The sequence below is a fragment of the Wolbachia endosymbiont of Laodelphax striatellus genome, from assembly GCF_007115015.1.
In the GTDB taxonomy this organism is placed as follows: Bacteria; Pseudomonadota; Alphaproteobacteria; order Rickettsiales; family Anaplasmataceae; genus Wolbachia.
In genome coordinates this window covers 212,247-237,394 of the sequence record NZ_MUIX01000001.1, presented here as the reverse complement: position 1 = coordinate 237,394, position 25,148 = coordinate 212,247, and the positions used below count along the sequence as shown (strand labels likewise).

The 25,148-nt window shown below is 33.8% G+C and carries 14 protein-coding genes and 6 pseudogenes; 14 read left to right on the top strand and 6 right to left on the bottom strand.

Going from position 1 to position 25,148, the window contains the following annotated elements:
• Positions 1–1,486: pseudogene (locus BVG17_RS01060) on the top strand (recombinase family protein).
• A gap of 447 nt (positions 1,487–1,933) precedes the next feature.
• Here the strand turns inward: BVG17_RS01060 and BVG17_RS01055 are convergent.
• Positions 1,934–2,986, bottom strand: coding sequence for an ankyrin repeat domain-containing protein (locus tag BVG17_RS01055; RefSeq protein ID WP_143688784.1), 1,053 nt, complete (start codon positions 2,984–2,986; stop codon positions 1,934–1,936).
• A 559-nt stretch (positions 2,987–3,545) separates the two neighbouring features.
• Positions 3,546–4,496 carry a biotin synthase BioB gene (bioB, locus tag BVG17_RS01050; protein WP_206663914.1) on the bottom strand — a complete coding sequence of 317 codons (951 nt, stop codon included), beginning with the start codon at positions 4,494–4,496 and terminating at the stop codon, positions 3,546–3,548.
• A 27-nt stretch (positions 4,497–4,523) separates the two neighbouring features.
• Between bioB and BVG17_RS01045 the strand changes: the two genes are divergently transcribed.
• The 5 genes from BVG17_RS01045 to bioA are packed head-to-tail and all read left to right on the top strand — an operon-like array spanning position 4,524 to position 8,877.
• A complete protein-coding gene (locus BVG17_RS01045; protein ID WP_143688782.1) occupies positions 4,524–5,660 on the top strand; it encodes an aminotransferase class I/II-fold pyridoxal phosphate-dependent enzyme in 1,137 nt (378 codons plus the stop codon).
• Positions 5,657–6,292 carry an alpha/beta fold hydrolase gene (locus tag BVG17_RS01040; protein ID WP_143688781.1) on the top strand — a complete coding sequence of 212 codons (636 nt, stop codon included), beginning with the start codon at positions 5,657–5,659 and terminating at the stop codon, positions 6,290–6,292. Before BVG17_RS01045 ends, BVG17_RS01040 begins: the two co-directional genes overlap by 4 nt.
• Positions 6,255–7,013: a malonyl-ACP O-methyltransferase BioC gene (gene bioC / locus BVG17_RS01035; protein ID WP_143688780.1), complete on the top strand. Its 759-nt coding sequence runs from the start codon at positions 6,255–6,257 to the stop codon at positions 7,011–7,013. Before BVG17_RS01040 ends, bioC begins: the two co-directional genes overlap by 38 nt.
• The gene (gene bioD, locus BVG17_RS01030; protein WP_143688779.1) at positions 6,998–7,609 is read left to right on the top strand and encodes a dethiobiotin synthase; all 612 of its coding nucleotides are present in this window, start codon (positions 6,998–7,000) and stop codon (positions 7,607–7,609) included. Before bioC ends, bioD begins: the two co-directional genes overlap by 16 nt.
• On the top strand, positions 7,555–8,877 hold the full coding sequence (gene bioA, locus BVG17_RS01025; RefSeq protein WP_241654112.1) for an adenosylmethionine--8-amino-7-oxononanoate transaminase: 1,323 nt from the start codon (positions 7,555–7,557) through the stop codon (positions 8,875–8,877). Before bioD ends, bioA begins: the two co-directional genes overlap by 55 nt.
• Positions 8,878–9,099: 222 nt before the next feature.
• Here bioA and BVG17_RS01020 read toward each other — a convergent pair whose 3' ends face one another.
• Both BVG17_RS01020 and BVG17_RS09150 read right to left on the bottom strand, forming a co-directional pair.
• Positions 9,100–13,086, bottom strand: coding sequence for an ankyrin repeat domain-containing protein (locus BVG17_RS01020; RefSeq protein ID WP_143688778.1), 3,987 nt, complete (start codon positions 13,084–13,086; stop codon positions 9,100–9,102).
• A gap of 128 nt (positions 13,087–13,214) precedes the next feature.
• Positions 13,215–14,360 (bottom strand): annotated as a pseudogene (locus tag BVG17_RS09150) (IS3 family transposase).
• 133 nt (positions 14,361–14,493) lie between these two features.
• On the opposite strand from BVG17_RS09150, the gene BVG17_RS01000 reads away from it, so the two are divergent.
• Positions 14,494–16,965, top strand: a complete 2,472-nt coding sequence (locus tag BVG17_RS01000) for a hypothetical protein (protein ID WP_241654111.1) — start codon at positions 14,494–14,496, stop codon at positions 16,963–16,965.
• Positions 16,966–17,270: 305 nt separating this feature from the next.
• Here the strand turns inward: BVG17_RS01000 and BVG17_RS00995 are convergent, their stop codons facing one another.
• Positions 17,271–18,149, bottom strand: a complete 879-nt coding sequence (locus tag BVG17_RS00995; RefSeq protein WP_063631095.1) for an Rpn family recombination-promoting nuclease/putative transposase — start codon at positions 18,147–18,149, stop codon at positions 17,271–17,273.
• Positions 18,150–18,269: 120 nt separating this feature from the next.
• Between BVG17_RS00995 and wmk the strand changes: the two are divergent.
• Positions 18,270–19,161 (top strand): annotated as a pseudogene (gene wmk, locus BVG17_RS00990) (WO male-killing family protein Wmk).
• 158 nt (positions 19,162–19,319) lie between these two features.
• A pseudogene (locus tag BVG17_RS00985) lies at positions 19,320–19,862 on the top strand (JAB domain-containing protein); the annotation flags it as partial.
• A gap of 31 nt (positions 19,863–19,893) precedes the next feature.
• Here the strand turns inward: BVG17_RS00985 and BVG17_RS09060 are convergent.
• A pseudogene (locus BVG17_RS09060) lies at positions 19,894–21,039 on the bottom strand (IS3 family transposase).
• Positions 21,040–21,105: 66 nt separating this feature from the next.
• Between BVG17_RS09060 and BVG17_RS00970 the strand changes: the two are divergent.
• The 5 genes and pseudogenes from BVG17_RS00970 to BVG17_RS00945 form a co-directional block, all read left to right on the top strand.
• Entirely contained in the window at positions 21,106–21,627 is a 522-nt protein-coding gene (locus BVG17_RS00970) for a hypothetical protein (RefSeq protein ID WP_143688776.1), read from the top strand.
• A gap of 6 nt (positions 21,628–21,633) precedes the next feature.
• Positions 21,634–22,815 carry a phage tail sheath subtilisin-like domain-containing protein gene (locus BVG17_RS00965; protein WP_143688775.1) on the top strand — a complete coding sequence of 394 codons (1,182 nt, stop codon included), beginning with the start codon at positions 21,634–21,636 and terminating at the stop codon, positions 22,813–22,815.
• 11 nt (positions 22,816–22,826) lie between these two features.
• Entirely contained in the window at positions 22,827–23,333 is a 507-nt protein-coding gene (locus BVG17_RS00960) for a phage major tail tube protein (protein ID WP_143688774.1), read from the top strand.
• Positions 23,334–23,428: 95 nt separating this feature from the next.
• A pseudogene (locus tag BVG17_RS10125) lies at positions 23,429–23,674 on the top strand (PD-(D/E)XK nuclease family transposase); the annotation flags it as partial.
• Between the two features lie 633 nt (positions 23,675–24,307).
• On the top strand, positions 24,308–25,148 hold an 841-nt coding region (locus tag BVG17_RS00945; protein ID WP_177429426.1), incomplete at its 3' end, for a reverse transcriptase domain-containing protein.

The window sequence follows — 25,148 nt, the reverse complement described above, 5'->3', positions numbered from 1 at the left end:
ATGCTGAAAGAAGTAAGATGCGCGATATATACAAGAAAATCAAATGAAGATGGTCTAGAACAAAAGTTTAACAGTTTAGATGCACAACGGGTAGCATGTGAAAAGTACATAAAAAGCAGAGAGGGCTGGGTATCATTGGCAAAAAGGTACGATGATGGAGGTTTCTCAGGGAAAAATTTAGAAAGACCAGCAATAAAGGAATTGTTTGAAGATGTAAAAAAAGGAGAAGTAGATTGTGTGGTAGTATATACATTAGACAGGCTATCAAGGGAAACAAAAGACAGCATTGAAGTAACGTCATTTTTTAGAAGGCACCGAGTAAATTTTGTAGCAGTAACGCAGATATTTGACAATAATACGCCAATGGGAAAGTTCGTACAAACAGTGTTATCAGGAGCAGCACAACTAGAAAGAGAAATGATTATAGAAAGGGTAAAAAATAAAATAGCAACATCAAAAGAGCAAGGATTATGGATGGGTGGAACTTTACCGCTTGGATATGATGTAAAGGATAAAGAATTAATAATAAATGAGAAAGAAGCAAAAGTGGTAAGTTATATATTTGAGAGATATTTGAAGCTGAAGTCAATGGCAGAATTGGCAAGGGAGTTAAATAGAGAAGGTTATAGAACAAAATCGGATATCTTTAAAAAAGCGACGGTAAGGAGAATAATAATAAATCCAATATATATGGGAAAAATAAGGCATTATGAGAAAGAGTATGAAGGAAAGCATGAAGCAATAATAGAAGAAGAAAAATGGCAAAAAGCACAGGAATTGATAAGGAATCAGCCATATAGAAAAGCAAGATATGAAGAGGCGCTACTAAAGGGAATAATAAAGTGCAAGAGCTGTGGTGTAAATATGACACTAACGTATGCAAAAAAAGAAAATAAAAGGTACCGATATTACGTGTGCAATAACCATTTAAGGGGAAAAGGTTGTGAATCAATAAACAGAACTATAGTAGCTGGAGAAATAGAAAAAGAAGTGATGAAGAAAGCTGAACAGCTATATGAAAAATGGGGAGAAGAATGGAAAAATTTAAGTTTTGGAAAGCAGAAAGAAGTAGTGAAAAAGTTAATAAAGGGAGTAATGGTGAGAGAGGATGGAATAGAGGTGCATTCTGAATCAGAGGAAAAATTTATACCAATAAAAAAGAAAGGAAATAAATGCACAGTAGTAGAGCCAGAGGCAAAAACAAATAATGCGTTACTCAAAGCAGTGGTAAGAGCCCACCTATGGAAACGACAACTTGAAGAGGGAAAATATAGAAGTGTGAAGGAACTGAGTGCCAAAATTAATATAGGTACAAGACGAATACAGCAAATTTTAAGGCTGAATTATTTAGCGCCGAAGATTAAAGAAGACATAGTAAATGGGAGACAGCAAAGGAGTTTGAGGAGCTGATTTAAGGGAAATACCGATGCTGTGGAGTGAGCAGATGAAGAGATTTTACGGGTTTAAGCAAGCTGTCTGTCAATAAAAAATGAGATAATTTCTTTAGAATAATCTTAAATTATTAAATTTCTCTATAATTCTTTTATGGAAAGATTGGTAAATCCAATACCCCCTTGTTTACTCACTAAATTAGATAAATTGTTAGCCTTTCATAGGTAACAAAGCTAACCTTCCCGCCATTTCTCTGCGTTGAGAATATAGCTTACAATACATTTTTGAGTTTTCTACTACACCTTTACAAGTAGCTATTTAGTAAAGTATGCTAGGTTAACGGAATTGTGAACTGCTGTCTATTTTCATATCACTATTATCAAAATGTAAAGTGTATTAAATAAGACTTGATGTGAGAAATCAGTTGTCATAATATACATGAATCACAAAGCAAAGAAAGGAAGAATTTCTCCTTCCTACTCGCTTTAACTTGATACTTAGTCTATTATTTACTAGCTAGACTAGGAACTTATCGACGATGTTATATATTTATCTCTAATGCTTTTTTAAAATTATTCGTACTCGCATTTTCTAGATGTGTGGCTACTGCCTCAAGTAGTTCTGTCGGTAGTTTTGTTATAGTATCAGGCTTTTCTTCATCCTTCCTTAAAAAAAGTTTTTGACGCTTCTGAGATAAGTGTTCAATTTCATCAGATAAAATTAGTCCTTCTGTTCCTTTAGCATATTGATCTTTTAAGTCATTAGCATGTATAGGAAATTCATTTCTATAGTTATCATTTTCTAATGCTCTTTGCAAAATTCCCTTTCGTGCATAACATACTAATTCACTATCCTTGCATATTAAAATATCATAAAGCGTAATACCTCTATCAATCTTTTTTTCTTTCATTCTTTCTATTTCTAGACGTTTATCCCAATATTCTGACATCTCCTTTATAAAATTAGAACCGTATTGTACTAGATATTCTGGCTTTTGTGCCTTAGAACCTTTTAACTTAACTTCATGTGCTATTAAAAATTTTACCCCATCATAACACATATCATATTCTCCATACCCAACAGCGTAACGTAAGGGAGTTCTGCCATTATTGTCTTTTGCATTAATATCAGCTCCATTTTCTAATAGAGCTTTAATTATCTCTACACGATGATTGAAAGTAGCCCAGTGTAAGGGAGTTCTGCCATTATTGTCTTTTGCATTAATATCAGCTCCATTTTCTAATAGAGCTTTAACTGTTTTTAAACTACTAGCTAAAGTAGCATGGTGTAAGGGAGTTTTGCCATTATTGTTTTTTTGATCAAGATTAACGTTTTTATTGTCTACAAGATATTTAACTATCTTTAAGTGGTCATTTGCAACAGCGAGATTTAAGAGAGTACTGTAATAATGTTGGTCACTATTTATGTCAAATAATACACTAAATGGATGATTTACATCAAAGTCATTCCTTTCCCATACTTGATATGTATCTTTATCTTTTTTCTTTAGTTTCTCTTTTATTGCTTCAAGTATATCACCCTTATTTGAGTTTGCTGCATCTAGTATTTCTTTCCATTGCTCCAATTTTAACATTATAAATACCTCCTATCTTTTCTTTACTTAAAGTAGTTATGTAATTAAATTATTCAATATTTTAACAAAAAAGTCAAGATTTATTTGCATCTTATATAAGATTATTAATAACTTCTTGAGCTTCAAAAACATACTAAAAATTAGCGTCATAAAAATCTTGAATATTTACTTTTCAAAAAACATAAAAAAGATCGTATATTTGCGAGAACTTGTTGAGTAAAAGTGGGGTTATAAAAATAAAAGCTTGAAACTTTTGCAACACAGCTCAACAAATTGGTTCATATGTAAATTTACCGAAAGTAAGCCAATATAGCTAATTTTAGCGTATAATGAAATCACCATATAAAAAAGTTTGCACGAATCCAATGGTAGACCAACACATCCCAAGAAAAATACTTCTCACCGTCCTTAGTTTTGAGTGCTAGAAATGGTTAGATCATTTAATTTGTTGATAATATATGTTGTTAAATTAATAATAATTCATCCAAGGATGGAAAGAAAATCTGAGGCAAATTTATAGTAAAAATAGATCTTTTTTTCTGTTAATGCAGAAATTCCTTTAATTTCCTATATGAAGTTTTCGTAACCCCAATCTTTGAAATAGGTGATTGTCTTGCTCAGGTACTGGATTTTGAGCTGTAAGTAGCTTTTCACCGTAAAAAATCGAATTAGCACCTGCAAGGAAACACAGTGCTTGCAATTCATCTGACATTTTTTCTCTTCCAGCTGATAAACGTACATAGGATTTTGGCATCATAATTCTGGCTATTGCAATGGTACGAACAAAATCAAGCAAATCAACATCAGCTACATTCTCAAGAGGAGTACCAGGAATTTTTATCAGCATATTAATTGGTACTGATTCTGGAGGCTCATCCAAGTTAGCAAGAAGAACCAACATTTTTATTCGATCTTCATTAGTTTCACCCATTCCAAGGATACCACCACAACAGACCTTAATTCCAGATGCGCGTACATATTCCAATGTCTTTAAGCGGTCTTGAAAAGTACGTGTAGTTATAATCTTATTATAATATTCTTCAGATGTATCGATATTATGGTTGTAAAAATCTAAGCCGGCTTCCTTTAGCATATTAGCTTGATGATCTTTTAGTAATCCAAGGGTAACACATGTTTCAAGGCCCAATTTTTTTACCTCTTTGACCATTTCGCAAACAATTTTTAAATCTTGATCACGTGGACCACGCCAAGCTGCACCCATACAGAAACGAGTACTTCCAGCTTCTTTTGCACATTTTGCTGCTTCAATCACCTTAGCAATTTCTAACAAAGGCTCTTTTTGCAACCCAGTATTATAATGCGCTGATTGGGGACAGTAGGAACAATTTTCTGGGCAGCTACCTGTCTTAATACTTAAAAGTGTACTAATTTGTATTTCACTAGGATTGAACTGCTTTCTATGTTCTGTTTGTGCTATATAAATTAATTCAGGAAATGGAAGATTAAAAATTTGATCTGCCTTGGCAAAAGTCCATTCTTCTGTCATGATTTAAGCTCCTTCTCAAATAAGTAGACTGTGTACAAACTATATGATGAGTATTGTAATATATTACAAAATAAAGGGAAGTATCGAGAGTTACCAAAAAACCCAAGCAAAAGTTTTATCGATTTCTCCATTAACGATTATCTTGGCTTAAGTCAATCAGAAGTATTATTTGAGTCAGCAAAATCTGCAGGAAAAGAATTTGGAGTAGGATCTACTGGTTCTCGGTTGCTCTCAGGTAATAAAAAAATATTTGAAGACCTTGAGAAGAGAATTGCCCAAGACAAAGGAACTGAGTCAGCTCTTATCTTCAATTCAGGTTTTCAGGCCAATATAACAGTTCTTGCAAGCCTACTCGATCAATCAGTGCTTGGTGACAAACCTATTGTTTTTTTTGATAAGTTAAATCATGCAAGCTTATATCAAGCTGTATTTTTGAGCAACGCTGAACTTGTACGATATCAACACAATGATGCAGATCACTTAAGCAGTTTACTTACAAAATTCAAAAATGACTTAAGACCAAAGTTCATTGTTACTGAAACAATCTTTGGTATGGATGGAGACATTGCACCAATAGAAAAAATTTTTGCTCTGAGCAAAGAACATGAAGCTTTTCTATATTTAGATGAAGCTCATGCAACAGGTATTGTTGGTCACAATGGGTATGGCTTATCTACCAGCATTAATCTTCAGGAAATTCCACATTTAATCTTAGGCACTTTTAGTAAAGCCCTAGGGTGCTTTGGTGCGTATGTTGCTTGTTCCAATATTGTAAAGAATTACCTAATCAACAAATGTCCAGGGTTTATCTATTCAACCTCTCTTTCTCCAATGGTGATTGGCGCAGCAGCCAAGGCTTGGGATTTAGTACAACATTTTGCTGATCAACGTCAGGCTTTATCTTTTAAAGCTGCAAATTTAAGAAGCAATTTGCAAAATCTTGGATTTAATACAGGTAATTCAGTCACACACATTATACCAATAATTCTGGGTGATGAGAATACTGTAATGAGTGCAAAAGAAAAGCTTTTGAAACAAGGGTTGATTGTTTCTGCTATACGCCCACCTACTGTTCCTCCTCGAACATCAAGATTACGTATTGCACTCAATGTGAATCATACTGAAAGCAACCTAGACTATTTAGTGCATGTTCTTCAGCAAATATGAACTATCACTTTGTATTTTGTCACGGTTGGGATAAGTTCTTTCAACCTCTTATAAATAAATATTTTTCTAAAATTCCTTACTATTGTTTAGATCTTGGTTATTTTGGAGAAGAAAACCTCAACTTACCAGAAGATAGTACATTTATTGGTATTGGACATTCCCTTGGACTGATAAAATTAGCTTCTTTAAACGTAAAGTTTAACGCACTTATCGGTATACAAGCTTTTATCAATTTTTTGGGATTTGATTTATGGTTACACAAAAAACGCAAGTTAGAGTTAAAAGCAATGATACAGCACTTTCAAATGGATCCAGTAGATACCCTAATGTCCTTCTATAAAAGATGTGGTGTAAACTACAACTCTTTTAATCGGTTGAATAAAGCAAAACTAATGCAAGATTTAGAGCTACTTACCACAGTACATCAGCTACCACACATACCACTATTAATATTAGGTGCAACAAATGATATAATTGTACCCCAGGAACTTATCTATGATAACTTCAATAAAGATGTTAAAGTTGTTATGCATAGCAGAGGTTACCATAGTCTAGGGTTATATTTTGTGCAAGAGCAAATTATAAGTTTTTGTGATGGAATTAGAAAAGAGATACATACAGAACAATTTTAGCAGAGCAAGCTCGTCTTATGATAATGTAGCTTTTGTTCAAAAAGAATGTGCTGCAAAACTAGTCAATTTGTTACAAAGTTATTTCCCTGAATTTCATCCACAATCTATCTTAGATTTGGGTACAGGTACAGGCTATATTCCAGAAATTTTGTTTAGTTTTTTTTCACAAAGCAAATTTACTTTAAATGATATTTCGTCTAATATGCTGGCAAAAGCAAAAGAAAAATTAGTAGGGTATAAGGAAGTTGAATTCATCTTAGGCGATATGGAAACACTAGACTTTGGTCTTCATGACCTTGTCATTTCAAATCTATCACTTCAATGGGTGAGCAACTTAAAAAAGATGATAAGGAAGTCATACAATAATTCAGATGTATTTGTTTTTTCATGCTTACTGGATGGTACATTTAATGAATGGTCTAGAATCTTTATAAAATCCTTATTACCTGTACCAACTCATAAGTATCCATCTAAACAAGAATTAGAAAGTTATTTGCTTTCTCTAAAGCCGAAAAAATATTTTTTCGACTCGCAAGAATTTACATTGTGTTTTCCAAGTGCAAGTGAATTTATCAGATATCTTAAAAATTTGGGAGCAAATTTAAGTAGTCAAACAATTTCTCTGTCTGATCTAAGGAAAGTAGTTCAAACCTATACAAACAAGATTAATGTTACCTATAAAGTATTTTTTGGAGTTTTAAGTAGATGCAGATCTTTGTAACAGGAACAGATACTGATGTTGGCAAGACTATTATAAGCAGTTGGCTCTGCCTACACACTGGGTATTCGTATTTCAAACCCATCCAAACTGGAAGTATTCTAGGTACAGACAGTCATCAAGTAAGTAATTTGACTAACACAAATGTTTATAAAGAAAGTTTTGTTTATAAAGAACCTCTATCTCCTCACTTGGTGTCATCGCTGAAAAATGAAAGCATTGACATTAATGAGATTAATTTACCCAAGGCACATAATTTAATTATAGAAGGTGCCGGAGGAGTTTTAGTTCCAATCAATAAAACCACACTAATGATCGATTTAATCAAAAAACTCGCCATTCCAACAATTTTAGTTGCAAGGTCTACACTTGGCACAATTAATCACACATTGCTTAGTTTAGAAGCATTACGTGCCAGAAATATTCCTATTGTAGGAGTGATTTTAAATGGACTACCTAGTCAAGATAATCTGGAAGCAATAGAATTTTATGGTAGGGTACAGGTTTTAGCATCAGTACCGAAACTGCAAAAAGTTGATAGAGAATGTCTAATGCAAATACCACTCTCAAATCGATTAAAAGCTATCTTGGAACAATGAATTTAAGCGAACGTGACAGACAAATCATATGGCATCCTTTTACGCAAGAGAAAGTAGCCAAACTTCCAATTGCAATTAAGAAAGCTCATGGGTCATATCTTTATGATGAGAATAATAAACCATACCTAGATTTGATTTCCAGTTGGTGGGTAAATCTGCACGGTCACGCTCATCCCAAGATCGCTCAGGCTATATATGAGCAAAGCATGACTTTGGAACATGTAATTTTTGCAGGATTTACCCATGAACCTGCAGTAACGCTTTGCGAAAAGTTGCAAACTTTATTACCAGATAAATTATCCAGATTTTTCTTCTCAGACAATGGTTCTACTGCTGTTGAGGTGGCACTAAAAATGGCCTATCAGTATTGGTGGAATCAGGGCAATCGTGAAAGAACCACTTTCCTGAGTTTTGAAGGAGGGTATCATGGAGATACATTTGGTGCGATGAGTGTAGGTGCTAAGTCTGGTTTTCACGATACATTTTCAAATCTATTGTTTTCTGTTTTAACAATACCTTTCCCAGAAACCTGGGATGAAGATGAAGAAATAAAAAACAAAGAGAGACATTCTCTGGAAGTGTTGGAAGGTCACTTGTCTGCTAGTTCTCATAAAATTGCCGCATTAATTCTAGAGCCTTTAGTGCAAGGAGCAGGTGGCATGAGGATGTGCCGTCCAGAGTTTGTTAGAAAAGTTGTCAATTTAGTACGCCAGCATGGAATTTTGATAATTTGTGATGAAGTTATGACCGGCTTTGGACGCACTGGCACTTGTTTTGCTTTCGAACAAACTCAAATTATACCTGATTTTTTATGTATCTCCAAAGGATTAACAGGAGGTTTTCTCCCACTTGCTCTCACCGTTACTACCGAAGAAGTCTACTCAGCATTTTTAAATGAACATTTTACTAAAGCGTTCGCTCATGGTCACTCCTACACTGCCAATCCTTTAGGTTGTGCGGCCGCAATTGCTTCTTTAGAATTATTAATTAAGCCTGATACCATCGAGTCAATTAAGAGGATTCATAGTATACATAAAAAGGAATTAGTTGAAGCTTGTGAGAGTGTCAAGCATACACGTGTTACTGGTACAATAGCAGCTTTTGATGTTCATGATGCACAAACACTAAAGATAAAATTTTTAGAGCAAGGACTTTTAATTAGACCTCTTGGCAATTCAGTTTATTTATTACCACCCTATTCAATAAGTACTCCAGAGCTTGAAGAAGCTTATAACAAGATCAGAAATATTATTAGGATTTTTTCATAGTGACTTTACCAGACCATATATTTCGAAAGTAAAAGCTCCTTACGCTAACTAGATTTATTAATAAATAAAACTATGTTGCTTGCTTTTTTAGTAAAATATACTACTTAACTGATCATTATGTATAATCGCTCTATATTTTAAATAGAACAAAATTCCTCTTGTTATAATCTTTCTCTTTAGTAAAGAATATTCCAAACTTTCCCTTTACTTTTCTGGATAAGATCATCCAAGTAAATGGCCGTCACTATCACTTTGCCCAATTGATTGATCGGGTACGATCAAAGAATGATCACTAGGTTGTGCATCGGTCTTTTTTTCGCTTGATGAATCCAGTGGAAGTAAAGAGATACTAGCATTTGGTTGTGATGTAGATTCATCGATTTTTTCTTCATTAGATCCAAACAACCATGAGAAAAACCCACTAAAAAATGATACAATTAGTGAAAAAGGCTTAGTAATAATACTAAAAAAATTATCAAAAAAAGTGCTTGTTTGTTCTTCTGCTTGTATAGTGCTACTATGGTCTACAGTTTTGATCTCACCATTATTATCTTTCTCTGCATTGGTGATATTGTCTTTGTTATTATTAGTATTTTTTCTACTTTCTATCAGGGCTTTTATTTCCTTATGAGTGGTTAAATCTAGAGGATTATTTCCTCTTTTATCGACCAGATCAACATTTGCTCCTTTCTCTAATAGAGCATCTACTACCCCTGGTTTGCCACTTATGACAGCTAAATGTAAAGGAGTCTGTTTTTCTCCATTTTCTTCATTAACGTTTGCTTTTGCTTTTAATAGAGCATCTACTATATCTTTATTTCCAATTTTTGCAGCGAAATGTAAAGCAGTGTAACCATTGTTGTCTTTTTCATTAATATCAATTCCTTCTATCTTCAATAGAGCATCTACTATATCTTTATTTCCAATTTTTGCAGCGAAATGTAAAGCAGTGTAACCATTGTTGTCTTTTTCATTAATATTAATCCCTTGTACCTTTATGAGTTGTTTAACTATCTTTATGTAGCCTTTTTCAGCAGCTAAACGTAAAACAATATTACTATCACTATTTTCAACGCTAACATTTTTGTTCAATAAAGCTGTTACTAAAGTTTCAGCTATATCTGAATGCTCATTTTCAACAGCCAAACGTAAGGAAGTATATTTATTATTATCTTGTACATTAATATCAATTCCTTCTATCTTCAATAGAGCATCTACTATATCTTTATTGCCCTTCTCAACAGCCAAACATAAAAGAGTCTCTTTGTCTTTATTCTCTGCATTAACATTTGCTTCTTTAGCTAGTAGAGCATCTACTATACCTTTATTGCCCTTCTCAACAGCCAAATATAAAGGCGTATGTCCTCTATTATCTTGTATGTCAACATTAATTCCTTCTATCTTCAATAGAGCATCTACTATATCTTTATTGTTCTTATTAACAACCCAATGTAAAAGCGTATCTCCATTGTTATCTTTTGTGTTAACATTCATTGCTTTTGCGTTCAATAGAGCATCTACTATATCTTTATTGCCCTTCTCAACAGCCAAACATAAAAGAGTCTCTTTGTCTTTATTCTCTGCATTAACATTTGCTTCTTTAGCTAGTAGAGCATCTACTATACCTTTATTGCCCTTCTCAACAGCCAAATATAAAGGCGTATGTCCTCTATTATCTTTTATGTCAACATTAATTCCTTCTATCTTCAATAGAGCATCTACTATCTCTTTTTTGCCACTTATGACAGCGAAATGTAAAGCAGTGTAACCATTGTTGTCTTTTTCATTAATATTAATTCCTTGTATCTTTATGAGTTGTTCAACTATATTTACGTAACCTTTTTCAGCAGCTAAACGTAAAACAATATTACTATCGCTATTTTCAACGCTAACATTTTTGTTCAATAAAGCTGCTACTAAAGCTTCAGCTATATCTGAATGCTCATTTTCAACAGCCAAACGTAAGGAAGTATATTTATTATTATCTTGTATATTAATATTAATTCCTTCTATCTTCAATAGAGCATCTACTATCTCTTTTTTGCCACTTATGACAGCGAAATGTAAAGCAGTGTAACCATTGTTGTCTTTTTCATTAATATTAATTCCTTGTATCTTTATGAGTTGTTCAACTATATTTACGTAACCTTTTTCAGCAGCTAAACGTAAAACAATATTACTATCGCTATTTTCAACGCTAACATTTTTGTTCAATAAAGCTGTTACTAAAGTTTCAGCTATATCTAAATGCTTATTTTCAACAGCCAAACGTAAAGGAGTCTGTTTATATACATTTTCTGCATTAACATTTGCATTTGCGTTTAATAGAGCGTCCACTATCTCTTTATGGCCATTGTGAGCAGCAAAATGTAAAGGAGTCATTTTATGTGTATTTTCTGCATTAACATTTGCATTTGCGTTTAATAGAGCGTCCACTATCTCTTTATGGCCATTGTAAACAGCCCAACTTAAAGGAGTCTCTTTATATTCATTTTCTGCATTAACATTTGCATTTGCGTTTAATAGAGCGTCCACTATCTCTTTATGGCCACTGTTAGCAGCCAAATGTAAAGGAATCTGTTTATCTTCATTTTCTGCATTAACATTTGCATTTGCGTTTAATAGAGCGTCCACTATCTCTTTATGGCCATTGTGAGCAGCATAATGTAAAGGAGTCTGTTTATATACATTTTCTGCATTAACATTTGCATTTGCGTTTAATAGAGCGTCCACTATCTCTTTATGGCCATTTTTGGCAGCAAAATGTAAAGGCGTATCTTTATATTCATTTTCTGCCTTAACATTTGCATTTGCGTTTAATAGAGCGTCCACTATCTCTTTATGGCCATTGTGAGCAGCAAAATGTAAAGGAATCTGTTTATATTCATCTTCTGCATTAACATTTGCATTTGCGTTTAATAGAGCGTCCACTATCTCTTTATGGCCCTTCTCAACAGCCAAATATAAAGGAGTCTCTTTATCTTTATTTTCTGCATTAACATTTGCTTTTGCGTTTAATAGAGCATCTACTATCTCTTTATTGCCATTGTGAGCAGCAAAATGTAAAGGAGTCTCTTTATATTCATTTTCTGCCTTAACATTTGCATTTGCGTTTAATAGAGCATCTACTATATCTTTATTGTCATTCTTAACAGCCAAATGTAAAGGAGTCTCTTTATCTTTATTTTCTGCATTAACATTTGCATTTGCGTTTAATAGAGCGTCCACTATCTCTTTATGGCCCTTATAAGCAGCCCTATGTAAAGGAGTCTGTTTATCTTTATTTTCTGCATTAACATTTGCATTTGCGTTTAATAGAGCGTCCACTATCTCTTTATGGCCATTGTGAGCAGCAAAATGTAAAGGAGTCTGTTTATATTCATTTTCTGCATTAACATTTGCATTTGCGTTTAATAGAGCGTCCACTATCTCTTTATGGCCATTGTGAGCAGCAAAATGTAAAGGAGTCTGTTTATATTTATTTTCTGCATTAACATTTGCATTTGCGTTTAATAGAGCGTCCACTATCTCTTTATGGCCATTGTAAACAGCCCCACTTAAAGGAGTCTCTTTATATTCATTTTCTGCATTAACATTTGCTTTTGCGTTTAATAGAGCGTCCACTATCTCTTTATGGCCATTGTGAGCAGCATAATGTAAAGGAGTCATTTTATGTGTATTTTTTGCATTAACATTTGCATTTGCGTTTAATAGAGCGTCTACTATCTCTTTATGGCCACTGTTAGCAGCAAAATGTAAAGGAGTATGTTTATAGCTATTTTCTGCATTAACATTTGCATTTGCGTTTAATAGAGCGTCCACTATCTCTTTATGGCCATTGTGAGCAGCAAAATGTAAAGGAGTCATTTTATCTTCATTTTCTGCATTAACATTTGCATTTGCGTTTAATAGAGCGTCCACTATCTCTTTATGGCCATTTTTGGCAGCCAAATATAAAGGAGTCTCTTTATATTCATTTTCTGCATTAACATTTGCTTTTTCGATGAGACGTGTTACTTCTTTAATATTACCATCCCGAGCTGCGATAAGTAACAAAGTGTCAATATTGCTATCTTCTGTCATAAAATCACTACCTAATTTTCCCAAAGAACCTACGATATGACAATTTGATGAATAATGTATTGCTACCAGAGTCGAATATATTTTTATAAGTTTTTTATTTGTAATTTTGTCCAACCAAATCGGCAATAAAAACTCGTTTATTATCGAAATGTTTGTATAAAGTTCGTATACCAGCTGATTGAAAGATTAGAAAATCCTTATTATTATCACTGACCTTACCCAGAAAAAGTAGACAGAAAGTTAAGACGTTTTTGCTATGAGAATGATGAATCAAAAAGCTCAGGAATGCAATAGTTAATAGTAGAATGTCTACGCTGTTTATTATAAAAAATTTCTATATATTCAAATATTGCGGTTTTAGCTTGTTGTGCAGAGTGTTGTGAAGTATCAATGAGTAACTCTCTCTTAAGTGAACTAAAAAAGCTCTCTGAAACAGCATTATCATAACAACAACCTTTGTGACTCATACTAGAAGTAATATTTTTTGTACTTAGTAAAAATTGATAATTTTTAGAGGTGTATTGCGATCCTTGATCGCTATGAAATAGTAGATTTTTAGGAGATTTGCGCCTACCAATAGCCATGAATAACGCATCTATAACTAATTGCCTATTTACTGCATTACTCATTGACCACCCAATCACCATGCGTGAATATAAATCTATTATTGCTGCCAAATATAACCATCCTTCATTAGTTTTTATGTACGTAATATCAGTTACCCATATCTTGTTAGGTTGATCAGCGATGAAATTCTGATTTAATATGTTAGGAGTTATAACTCTATTGTCTATTTGTGGTTTTTTACTTTTAAACTTTCGTCTAAGCTTAGCTTGAATGCCATTTTTCTGCATAATATTTTGCACTGTTTTGATGTTATAATTTTTACCTAAAGCCTTTAATTCAGCGTGAATTTTAGGAGCTCCGTATCTGCATTGTGATGATCGATATACCTTCTGAATATCTTGTATGAGCTCTTCTCTTATTGATTTTTTGTTGTTTTTTTCCTTAGTAATCCATTTATAATAACCACAAGCAGATACGTTCAAAAATCTGCATAATTCCCGTATTTTATAGCAGTTTTCATGTTCTTTTATAAAAGAATATTTTACTCTTTTTGGTTTGCAAAATATCCCAGGGCTTTTTTTAAAATGTCTCTTTCCCTCGTTACTCTTGCCAGCTCTTTCTTTAAATCAAACTTTTCTTTGTCACAATGAGCTACTTTCCCCTTTCCTGGAAACGCATCTACTCCAGACATTCTATCATTGTATGTTTTTACCCATCTGCTTACCGCTAATACCCAAATCTCTTGCTATTTTTGCTGATGATTGACCTGTTTCTTTTACTAGTCTTATAGCTTCAATTTTGAATTCTGCTGTATATTCTTTTCTTTTTGTCATACCACACCTCTTTGAAAAAACGTTTTATTTTACTTCAAAAACGTCTTAACTTTCTGTCTACTTTTTCTGGGTAAGGTCAGTTGAAGATCAAGGAGTTAAAAGTCGCAAATTAAAGAAAGAGCTTGTTCAGCATATGCAATCTGTTATCTCTGTTCTAAAAGAAAGTAAAGACTCTGATTTATTTATAAGATTAATAAGGAATTGGAACCAAGATAAAGAACTTCATCTCTTGATGTCATCTGAAGGATTAGAACAAGTGCCTGAAAAGCTGGTAGCTTTGCTAAGTAGCGGCAATTACTCTGTAGTAAGAGACTATCTTGAATATTATGGAGTAGAAGAAAGTAAAATAGATGACTTATGTGAACTGGGAAAAGAAGCATCTGCTGAAAGAAGAAAGTTTATAAATTCTTTGAGAGGGTTGAGTAATAAAGAACAAGATAAGCTCAAAGAATCTACATCCCTAGGAGAAAATGAGAAAAAACTGCTTGAAGGTCTTGGGAAAGCACTTGGAATGACATTAAAAGATGGTAGTGAGCTAACTTATTCAGACTATTCTAGACCTTCGTATTCTTATAATGAAAAATCATATCCATTAAGAGCACTAAAAGATTTTTGTTACAAAAATAAGCACAAAGTAAAATTAGAAAATTTAAATCGCTCAGCCAATTTATCTTCAGAAGATCTTAAGAGTAAGCTTTCAGATTATATAAGTGGCCAACCATTGGAGGAATTAGAGCTTGTAAAAAAGAAATTGTCCTCGAGTAATAATCAAGGCATATATGAAGATCTAATTAACCTAGATACACATTATGCTAAGAAACTCAAAGAGGCAGTTAGTAAAAATAATAGCTCGGACATCAAGTATTATCAAGAAAAAACTTTAGGAGAGTTAAATCAGGGACAGTTAGCTAAGTTAGCAGTCGAACATTTATCAGAAGCTGAGCTAAAAGATTGGTATGAAGTTCTATTGGAAGAAGAAAATGATTATCATGCTTTGTGCCGTATGGGATTAGTTGGTAATGATGTAAATCCTAGCAAGGTACAGGGATACAATGACATTAATTTGCAACATGTTGGAATGCTAATAGATCCAACATCTACTGATCTCAACAAGCCTGCACAACTTATTCAAGCTCCAGGTAGACTTAGATGCCTAAATTCTAATAGGCACTCTACATTCTTTTGCTATTCGAGTGGTGAATTGAGCTTTGACATAAACCTACTCAAAGAAGGAGATTATATTGATGCCTACAATAAATCAGTAGTAAGATTATCAAATCAACAAGCTTATGGAAATAAACTTGCAACGGAGATAATAGATTATATTAATCAGGAAATAAAGAGCCTGAAAAGAATTGACGATTTGGCTGACCAAAGTATTGAAGTTGCCTTAAATTCGTTTATAGAAGTTTACAATACCAATGAGCATGATTTCAATGAAAGTAAGAAGGAATTTATTGGTGTATTAAAACATGCACGAAGAAAGCTTAATAATTATGAAAAAGAGTTAAGGGATAATGAAGGAGATGCCACTCAAAATTTTGCTGAACATGCACTACTGTGCTTTCCGTACAAAAGAAGTGATACTTTGGGCGTGAGAATACTTAAAATACTATATAAAGCTCTTATAACAGTTCATTATCTTCTTATCCGTTTCGGGTATTACTTGGAAACAAGGAGTACTTATAGTAGTTTTTTCAAGAAAGTTAGTAAGTTAAAAAGTGATCCTCATGTGGATACTTATGCTCATATTATAGCAGAATATAGCGTTAAAAATGTTGAAGAGATTACTTTGTTAAGTGAGAAATTTAATGAAGTTTATCAACAGATAGAAGAACCAGAGGATAAAACTGACACTAAGAGCTTCAATAATTACTTAGAGCATATGAGTGCATGTTTGAAACATCCAGTACATCTTAAATGGTTTGATAAAATAACATTACCATTGATGAAAGGTGATTATTTGCTCAAGTTACTTGATCAGATTTATCCAGAACAAAACAATCAAGATAAAGTGGAGAATTTGAGAAAATTCAGGAAAAATTTAGAAGACAAATCTTTTCAATTCACAAAAGATGATTTAAAAGATATAGAGAAGGTGCAATCTTATTTGCAGGATATAATTGCAAGAATTAATATCTATAATAATTATTATTATAGAATAGGAGAGTGTGATATTTCTATTATTCCTACTGAGTTATTGAAGTGTAGGGTTAATAGTAGCTTTAACGTTAAAGAGAGCGAGAAATTACAAGGTCATAGAAACCTATACTTAAGTTGGCAAAAAGCTAGGGCTAAAAGTGTGTGTAAAAATGACTTAAATGAGCTAAAGGTTTTGTCACAAAGAGAAAATATAAAATTGGCAAAAGAAACTGCAGATTATGTTATTTCTCCACTTCTTGGTGACTCTTCTCGTGCAGCAAAAAATAAGCAAAGCTCAGAGGAAGATAAAGCATTTATCAATGGTGTTGTTGCTAAAGCAGATAAAGTTAAAAATGATCTTGAGAAAAACGTCAAGCCTTTTACTACTGAAGACATTATTTCACCAAGTACTGAGTTTATTAATCCTATAGCAAAATTGAAAGACACTTTAATAAATTTATAAGAGGTCAGAAAAGGGAGGAAAGCTAAAAAGGAGCGATTGCTCTATTATGCAACGAATATTTTAGAGAGCACAGATGATGAAAGTTAGTAATCACAAAAATGTAAGGTGTGCCAAGAAGTATAGCCTTTCTTAATAATAGTTCGAACGTGATAAGATATGTATTTATGTCGATAGTAGGCCAGTAGCGTATTACGATACGTTCGGATTATTGTGAAAAGAGCTATACGTACGGAACAGATTAATGATGGGCAAATAAATTCAAGACCTCAAAGTGATTTTACTCAGGATAGAAGTTTAAGGTTAAATTAACTTCTTAATTTTTGAATCTCATCCAAAGAAAGGCCAGTGATTTCAGAGATAACATCTATAGAGACACCGGCCTTGAGTGAGTTTTTGGCAACTTCAATTTTACCTTTTTGATGTCCGATTTGGATGCCTTCTTGTCTACCTTCTAGTTTAGCATCATCGAGTTTTTGTTCTAAGATAGCGGCTTCTTTTTGTAAATCCATTACCCTTTCTTCATAAGCTACAAGATCCTTCTCATTCCAATGAAACTTATCTAGCTCATCATATGCTAACTTTATTATTGGTGATTTTTCTGCTATCTTCCTTAAATCTTCATCAGTTGTTTCTTCTGCATACTTAAAGAAAAAGCACCACCTCTCAACAGTAGTTTCCAACTGCTCTACTTTACTTTTTGTAAATTTAGGTAGTTCAATAAAGACAAATTGAAAATCTTTTAAATAATGTCCGTTAGTCTTTATATCGCGTATATTATGAGTGGAAATATAATAAACATCTGAAGGAAAAAGAGTACTATTAGAAATAGCAATAAAGAAAACAGTCTTAAAATCGATGTAATTGCCAGACTGTCTTGAGTAGGCTTTAGCAGCATAAAGTTGAGCACGTTTTTCAAAGCCTTTATCACGAGCGAGCTGCATTTCCGCAATATACCTATTTCCGAGAGAATCCTTACAGAGGACATCAACGATGCTTTGTTTATCAGAAGCAATCTCAGGATTCATAATGGTGCTGAGAAACTCAACATCTTGAATAGCGTTGATTCCAGTAAAGCCTAAGATATCGTTTAGAAAGTGAATAAGGATATTCTTATTTTTTTCAGTACCGAAGATTTTCTTAAATGTTAAATCAAGCTTAGGATCTAAAAATTTTGAAAGAGCCATGAGAAAGTAAGATAAAAAGCATTAATAATTATACACAATTGTGAAGAAATATTCAACTAAAATTGAAACATAGAAGTTTTTGTATATCTTTATTTGGTAGTATTAACCTGTATAATATTTATGGCAAATATCTCGATAAGGTACCAGATAGCACAAAAAGTAAGGAGCTGGAGGTTAAAGCGAGGTTATACTCAAAAAAATTTAGCGGGAAAAATCGGCGTAACGTATCAAATAGTACTACAATATGAAAAAGGAACACGTAAAATTTCGATTGAAAAGTTGTATGCTATAGCAGAGATATTGTCGATTGGTATTGTAGACCTAATTCCTGTATCAAATGAAAAAATCTGCCTTAAAAATGAAGAACTAAATCTAATAAGAGAATATAAAAAGATTAACGATCAGGAGTTACGTAGAATGTTTTGTTTACTAACCAAAATTGCCCGAGTTGGTGAAGAAAATAGTAAAAAAACAGAAAGAATAAAAATTGCAAAAGGTCTGGTTAAAGCAGGAATTTCTATCGATATTGTCTCGAAAACAATAGGTCTCTCTGCTAATGAGTGTGTTGAAGAAAAAACGGGTTCTATCTACTACCAAATAGGAAAAAAGATAAAAGAATGGACGGGAATATACTCAGAAGGATTTAGCAGAGAAAATGGTTACAACACGTGATGAAATAAGCAATTATGAACAAGGAAGGGTTGCTGTTCCACTTGATAAATTATATGGAATGGCAGAAGCATTATCGATTAATATTACAGATCTGCTAATAGAAGAAGATGAGATAGTAGAAAATGAATTACCGAATTTAATTGAAGAATACAAAAAGATTGAAAGCCAAGAACTACGTAATGCACTAATAAAATCTCTGCTTGAAGGCATACAAATTTGCGAAGAGAAAGTGAAAAGAGCAGAAAAGATGAAAACAGCAAAAGACTTAGTAAAAGCAGGAATTTCTATTGATATTATTTTGCAAGCGGTAGGCATCTCTTTAGACGAAATTCAACAATAAAAAAATCATCATATATGAATATATTCACCTTTTGATGAAAAAATAAGCAAAAAAGATTTAAAAATTGATTTGACTTCACTCAAAAGCTATGGCCTTATGCCAATGCTGATAAAAAAACAGCAGTAAATATTTAAAAAAAGTTTGTTGTTAGTGAAGATATGAATAAAAGTAAAGAAGAAATCGAATTCAGAATATTAGAAAGCAAAGGCAAGGCATTACTTGATCGTGAAATAATGGAAACGTTTCTAAGTGCAGTACATGAAAGGCCGCAGGCTCAAGAAATTGCTAAAAATCTGGTGAATACTTATACGGGAGTAGGAAGGATTTTAGGCCGAGAAATGGATGACCTGAAAGTTATAGAAGGAGTGACTGATTCTGCAGTAGCAATGATTATGTGTGTTAAGGAAACACTAGAAAGGGTGCTCAGAGAAAAGCTCAAGAGTGAGCCAGTAATGGACTTACAAGGTCTAGTAGAGTACTTGAACGTAAGCATAGGTCACTCAGAAAGGGAATGTGTAAAAATACTGTACTTGAATAACAGGCGCCAATTAATCGGAGAAGAACTCTATATTGGTGAAATGGAAAAAGCACCGGTGTACATAAAGGAAATTATAAGAAAAGCATTAATAAAGAATGCAACATTCATAATAATGTCACATAACCACCCTGGGGGAAGTTTAGAACCATCTGACCTTACCCAGAAAAAGTAGACAGAAAGTTAAGACGTTTTTGCTATGAGAATGATGAATCAAAAAGCTCAGGAATGCAATAGTTAATAGTAGAATGTCTACGCTGTTTATTATAAAAAATTTCTATATATTCAAATATTGCGGTTTTAGCTTGTTGTGCAGAGTGTTGTGAAGTATCAATGAGTAACTCTCTCTTAAGTGAACTAAAAAAGCTCTCTGAAACAGCATTATCATAACAACAACCTTTGTGACTCATACTAGAAGTAATATTTTTTGTACTTAGTAAAAATTGATAATTTTTAGAGGTGTATTGCGATCCTTGATCGCTATGAAATAGTAGATTTTTAGGAGATTTGCGCCTACCAATAGCCATGAATAACGCATCTATAACTAATTGCCTATTTACTGCATTACTCATTGACCACCCAATCACCATGCGTGAATATAAATCTATTATTGCTGCCAAATATAACCATCCTTCATTAGTTTTTATGTACGTAATATCAGTTACCCATATCTTGTTAGGTTGATCAGCGATGAAATTCTGATTTAATATGTTAGGAGTTATAACTCTATTGTCTATTTGTGGTTTTTTACTTTTAAACTTTCGTCTAAGCTTAGCTTGAATGCCATTTTTCTGCATAATATTTTGCACTGTTTTGATGTTATAATTTTTACCTAAAGCCTTTAATTCAGCGTGAATTTTAGGAGCTCCGTATCTGCATTGTGATGATCGATATACCTTCTGAATATCTTGTATGAGCTCTTCTCTTATTGATTTTTTGTTGTTTTTTTCCTTAGTAATCCATTTATAATAACCACAAGCAGATACGTTCAAAAATCTGCATAATTCCCGTATTTTATAGCAGTTTTCATGTTCTTTTATAAAAGAATATTTTACTCTTTTTGGTTTGCAAAATATCCCAGGGCTTTTTTTAAAATGTCTCTTTCCCTCGTTACTCTTGCCAGCTCTTTCTTTAAATCAAACTTTTCTTTGTCACAATGAGCTACTTTCCCCTTTCCTGGAAACGCATCTACTCCAGACATTCTATCATTGTATGTTTTTACCCATCTGCTTACCGCTAATACCCAAATCTCTTGCTATTTTTGCTGATGATTGACCTGTTTCTTTTACTAGTCTTATAGCTTCAATTTTGAATTCTGTTGTATATTCTTTTCTTTTTGTCATACCACACCTCTTTGAAAAAACGTTTTATTTTACTTCAAAAACGTCTTAACTTTCTGTCTACTTTTTCTGGGTAAGGTCACACTTGAAAACAAGCCAACTGGAAATGATTGGTATGAAGCGCCAAAAGATTTTGATTGGCAAAAAAGCTATTGTTTAACAGAAGGAGGCAAAATTGCTCAGCGGAATCAAGAAGATATTGAATTGGAGTTATTGCAAAATGCGAAATTTTCTGCACTTTCTAATCTTCGTGCTTATTATGATAACTATACTCACCAATACGCAGGGCATTCTCACCAAAAAGCTAAATCTTATGAGATTCAAGCGAAAGCCGCAGAGAACATTTTAGCAGCACCAGAATCTATGAATGAAAAGGATGCGGAAATTATAGAGCCATTAGCAAAAGTACGTGGTATTACAGTTATTGAAATGGCAAGAATAATTGAAGAAAAAGTAGAAAAAGCAGTAAAAGAAATAATTAAATGTGAAGAGCTTGAAGATTTAGCCAAGAGAAAGATTGAAGAAGCTAAAAGTGAAGTAGAGCTACAGGCTTTGCTCAATGATTTTAAACAAAGAATGCAAGAAAGTTAAAAAAAAATGCCAGAAGAATTTTTACACGGAGTAAATGTTATTGAGGTAACCTCAGGAGCAAAGACAGTACGTACAGCTAAATCATCAGTGATAGGTGTAATTGGTACTGCTCCTGAAGCAGATGGGCAAAAATTTCCACTGAATAAGCCAGTGTTAATTGCAGGAAGCTTAAGGGAAGCAGCAAGACTTGGAAAAAGAGGAAGTTTACCTTCTGCAGTAAATGGAGTATTTTCCCAAATTGGTGCAACAGTAGTAGTTATTCGAGTTGAGGAAAGTGAAAACAGCGATCCAAAATTAAAAGAAGAAGAGACGCTGAAGAATATAATTGGCGGTGTTGATAAAGAAACTGGAGAGTATCAAGGGATAGAGGCATTCCTCAGCAGTGAAAGTATAATTCATGTTGCCCCAAGAATATTAATTGCGCCTCAATTTACTCATCAATTGCCTGAATCTGAAAATCCTAAAAACCCAGTAGTAGCAGCTTTGATAGGAGTAGCAGAAAAGCTAAGAAGCATAATAGTAGCAGATGGTCCAAATACCAATGATGAAGAAGTAATAAAATGGAGAAAAAGTGTAGGCAGCTCAAGAGTTTACGTTGTTGATCCATGGGTTAAGGTCTTTGAAGGAGAAGAAAAACCGGCAAGTCCATTTGTAGCTGGTTTAATAGCAAAAGTAGATAGCGAACAAGGATTTTGGCATTCACCTTCAAACAAAGAGATAAATGGTATTGTTGGAACAAGCAGGCCTATTGATTTTACGCTCGGTAATACAAATTGCAGAGCAAACCACTTAAATGAAAATGAAGTAACAACGATAATTCATCAAAATGGCTATAGGCTTTGGGGAAATAGAACATGTTCAAACGATTCGAAATGGGCTTTTTTGTCAGTGAGAAGAACGGCTGATTTAATCAATGATAGTTTACTTCGAGCTCATCTCTGGGCAGTTGATCGAAATATTACCAAAACTTATATAGATGATGTGATTGAGGGGGTGAATTCCTATCTGGCAAGTTTAAAAGCACAAGGGGCGATTATTAGCGGAAAATGTTATGCAACTCCAGAACTCAACACACCGGCAAACATTGCAAGCGGGAAAGTATATTTTGACTTTGAGTTTACACCACCATATCCGGCTGAGCAAATAACATTCAAATCTCATCTCATAAATAATAGTGTAATAAGTTAGGAGAAAGCAAAGTGTTACCGAAAATACTGAGAAATTTTAACGTATTCGTTGATGGTCGTGGTTATGCAGGAAAAATAGATGAAATAACCTTGCCGAAGCTCACCATTAAAACAGATGAATACAGAGCTGGTGGTATGGATATTCCAATAAATATTGATATGGGCATGGAAAAGCTTGAAGCAGATTTCACTTTTTCTGAATACGATACAGAGCTCTTTCGGCTATTTGGGTTGATAAATGGAAATTCGGTATCTTTGACGCTAAGAGGAGGATTACAAGGCAGCGGAAACAATGATATTGAAGGAGTAATTATCAACCTTAGGGGCATATTCAAGGAATTTGATTTTGGTAGCTGGAAACCTGCTGAAAAAGCCACTCTTAAATGCACTGTAGCTGCCCATTACTACAAACTTACTATAGGTGGCAATGAATTGATAGAAATCGATGCTGAAAATATGATTAGAAAGATAAATGGTGTTGATCAAATGGCCTTGCTGCAAACGATTCTAGGGATTTAATGGAATAGATGGATGCTTTTTCATACAACCACTTTTTTATTGAAAAATTACTAATAATACTGTATAATTATTAACGGTTTTTAGGAATTTTTGCTATGGCTTTATCTAAATTTCTTGACCCTAAAAATGATATAGCATTTCGCCGTATCTTTGGTACTGAAAAGAATAAAGACATTCTCATTCACTTCCTCAATGATATCTTGAGCTTTACTGGCAAAAATGCAATACAGGATATAGAGTTTTTAAGTACTATTCAAGACCCTGATATCGCATCTAAAAAGCAAAGTATTGTTGATGTGCTATGTAGAGATTCTACAGGAGTACAATGGATAATTGAGATGGTGCGACCTGAAAGTCTTCGGTCATATTGTTTAAAAGGAGAGGAATTCATTCAGAAAGAAACTGAAAGGATTCTAAAACTTATTAAACCAGATGTTTTGCCGTCTGAGTCTACGCATCAGTGCGAATCGGGCAACCGGTTGGTGCCAAGCGATGCGGACAATGAACCTCCTCTTGAAAAAGAAGATGCTCAATCGTGAGAGGAGCATAAACTACAAGTATCATGTGGTTGGAGAGCTAGGCTAGTGGTATGGTGAACGTAAGTGAAGCTTCATAAGTATCGTAATGATTAAGGAGCTAAAGATGCTGATAAGCTCTGACCAAAAGGTAATGTGGATAAGTTACATTTTTCATTTCTAGATGTACGCAAATAATAATTCCACCGGTATAGAGAAGCCACCTAACCCACTGTTGTATGACTGGAGAAACAGGGTAAGCCTGTATTTTCGCCTACATGGCAAGCAAACCGCAAGGAATGCTGATGGAAGTGCAGGTAAAGGAGAATGGAGAAAGCGAATGCCATTTTGTAACGAAATGGATAGAATTTGTAACATTAATTCGCGTGAAAACGAGCAGACTTCCATTTGGTCCCTCGTGACAAGAAACTTTGTTAACCACTTAAGGTAGGAAAGCAGATGATTACAAGTAAACCTGTAAGTGCATCTACCGAAAGCTTTGAAGCATGGAAGCAATTGCCATGGAAGAAATGCCAGAAAGTTATTGTGAGGCTACAAAGACGTATTGTTAAGGCTGTCCAAGAAGGAAGATGGGGTAAGGTAAAAGCTTTACAACATCTTCTCACACGCTCTTTTAGCGGAAAAGCTTTGGCTGTTAAGAGAGTAACTGAAAACCAAGGAAAAACCACAGCAGGTGTAGATCGTCAACTATGGTCAACTTGCAATGCTAAATTTCAAGGAATAAAGCTGTTAAAACAAAGAGGATATAAACCTTCTCCGCTCAAACGAATTTATATCAGTAAATCTAATGGCAAAAGAAGGCCTCTCGGTATACCCACGATAAAAGATAGAGCGATGCAAGCATTATATCTGTTTGCTCTGGAACCGATAGCTGAAACGATCAGTGATCGTCACTCCTATGGCTTTAGACCTAAAAGATCCTGCGCGGATGCTATTGCTGCTTGTCACTTATTACTGGCAAGACGCAATCGACCACAATGGATACTAGAAGGTGATATCAAAGGGTGCTTTGACAACATTAACCATGAATGGCTTATGAAGCATATTCCTATGGAAAAGAAAATTCTTCATAGTTGGTTAAAGGCTGGTTTCCTAGAATCGAAAACTCTGTATCCCACAACTGCTGGCACTCCGCAAGGAAGTATAATTTCTCCAATACTAGCTAACTTTACCTTAGATGGTCTTGAACAGTTATTAGAAAGTCGCTTTGGTAAATTAGGTAGCAAAAGAAGAGGAAAAATCAGAAGTGGAGTGAATGTAATCAGGTACGCAGACGACT

What these genes read in the sequence shown, in the direction of transcription:
- BVG17_RS01040 (WP_143688781.1), top strand. Translation starts at nt 5,657, where the DNA reads ATGAACTATCACTTTGTATTTTGTCACGGTTGGGATAAGTTCTTTCAA.
- bioD (WP_143688779.1), top strand. Translation starts at nt 6,998, where the DNA reads ATGCAGATCTTTGTAACAGGAACAGATACTGATGTTGGCAAGACTATT.
- BVG17_RS01055 (WP_143688784.1), bottom strand. Translation starts at nt 2,986, where the DNA reads ATGTTAAAATTGGAGCAATGGAAAGAAATACTAGATGCAGCAAACTCA.
- BVG17_RS00965 (WP_143688775.1), top strand. Translation starts at nt 21,634, where the DNA reads ATGCCAGAAGAATTTTTACACGGAGTAAATGTTATTGAGGTAACCTCA.
- BVG17_RS00995 (WP_063631095.1), bottom strand. Translation starts at nt 18,149, where the DNA reads ATGGCTCTTTCAAAATTTTTAGATCCTAAGCTTGATTTAACATTTAAG.
- bioA (WP_241654112.1), top strand. Translation starts at nt 7,555, where the DNA reads ATGTCTAATGCAAATACCACTCTCAAATCGATTAAAAGCTATCTTGGA.
- BVG17_RS01000 (WP_241654111.1), top strand. Translation starts at nt 14,494, where the DNA reads ATGCAATCTGTTATCTCTGTTCTAAAAGAAAGTAAAGACTCTGATTTA.
- bioC (WP_143688780.1), top strand. Translation starts at nt 6,255, where the DNA reads ATGGAATTAGAAAAGAGATACATACAGAACAATTTTAGCAGAGCAAGC.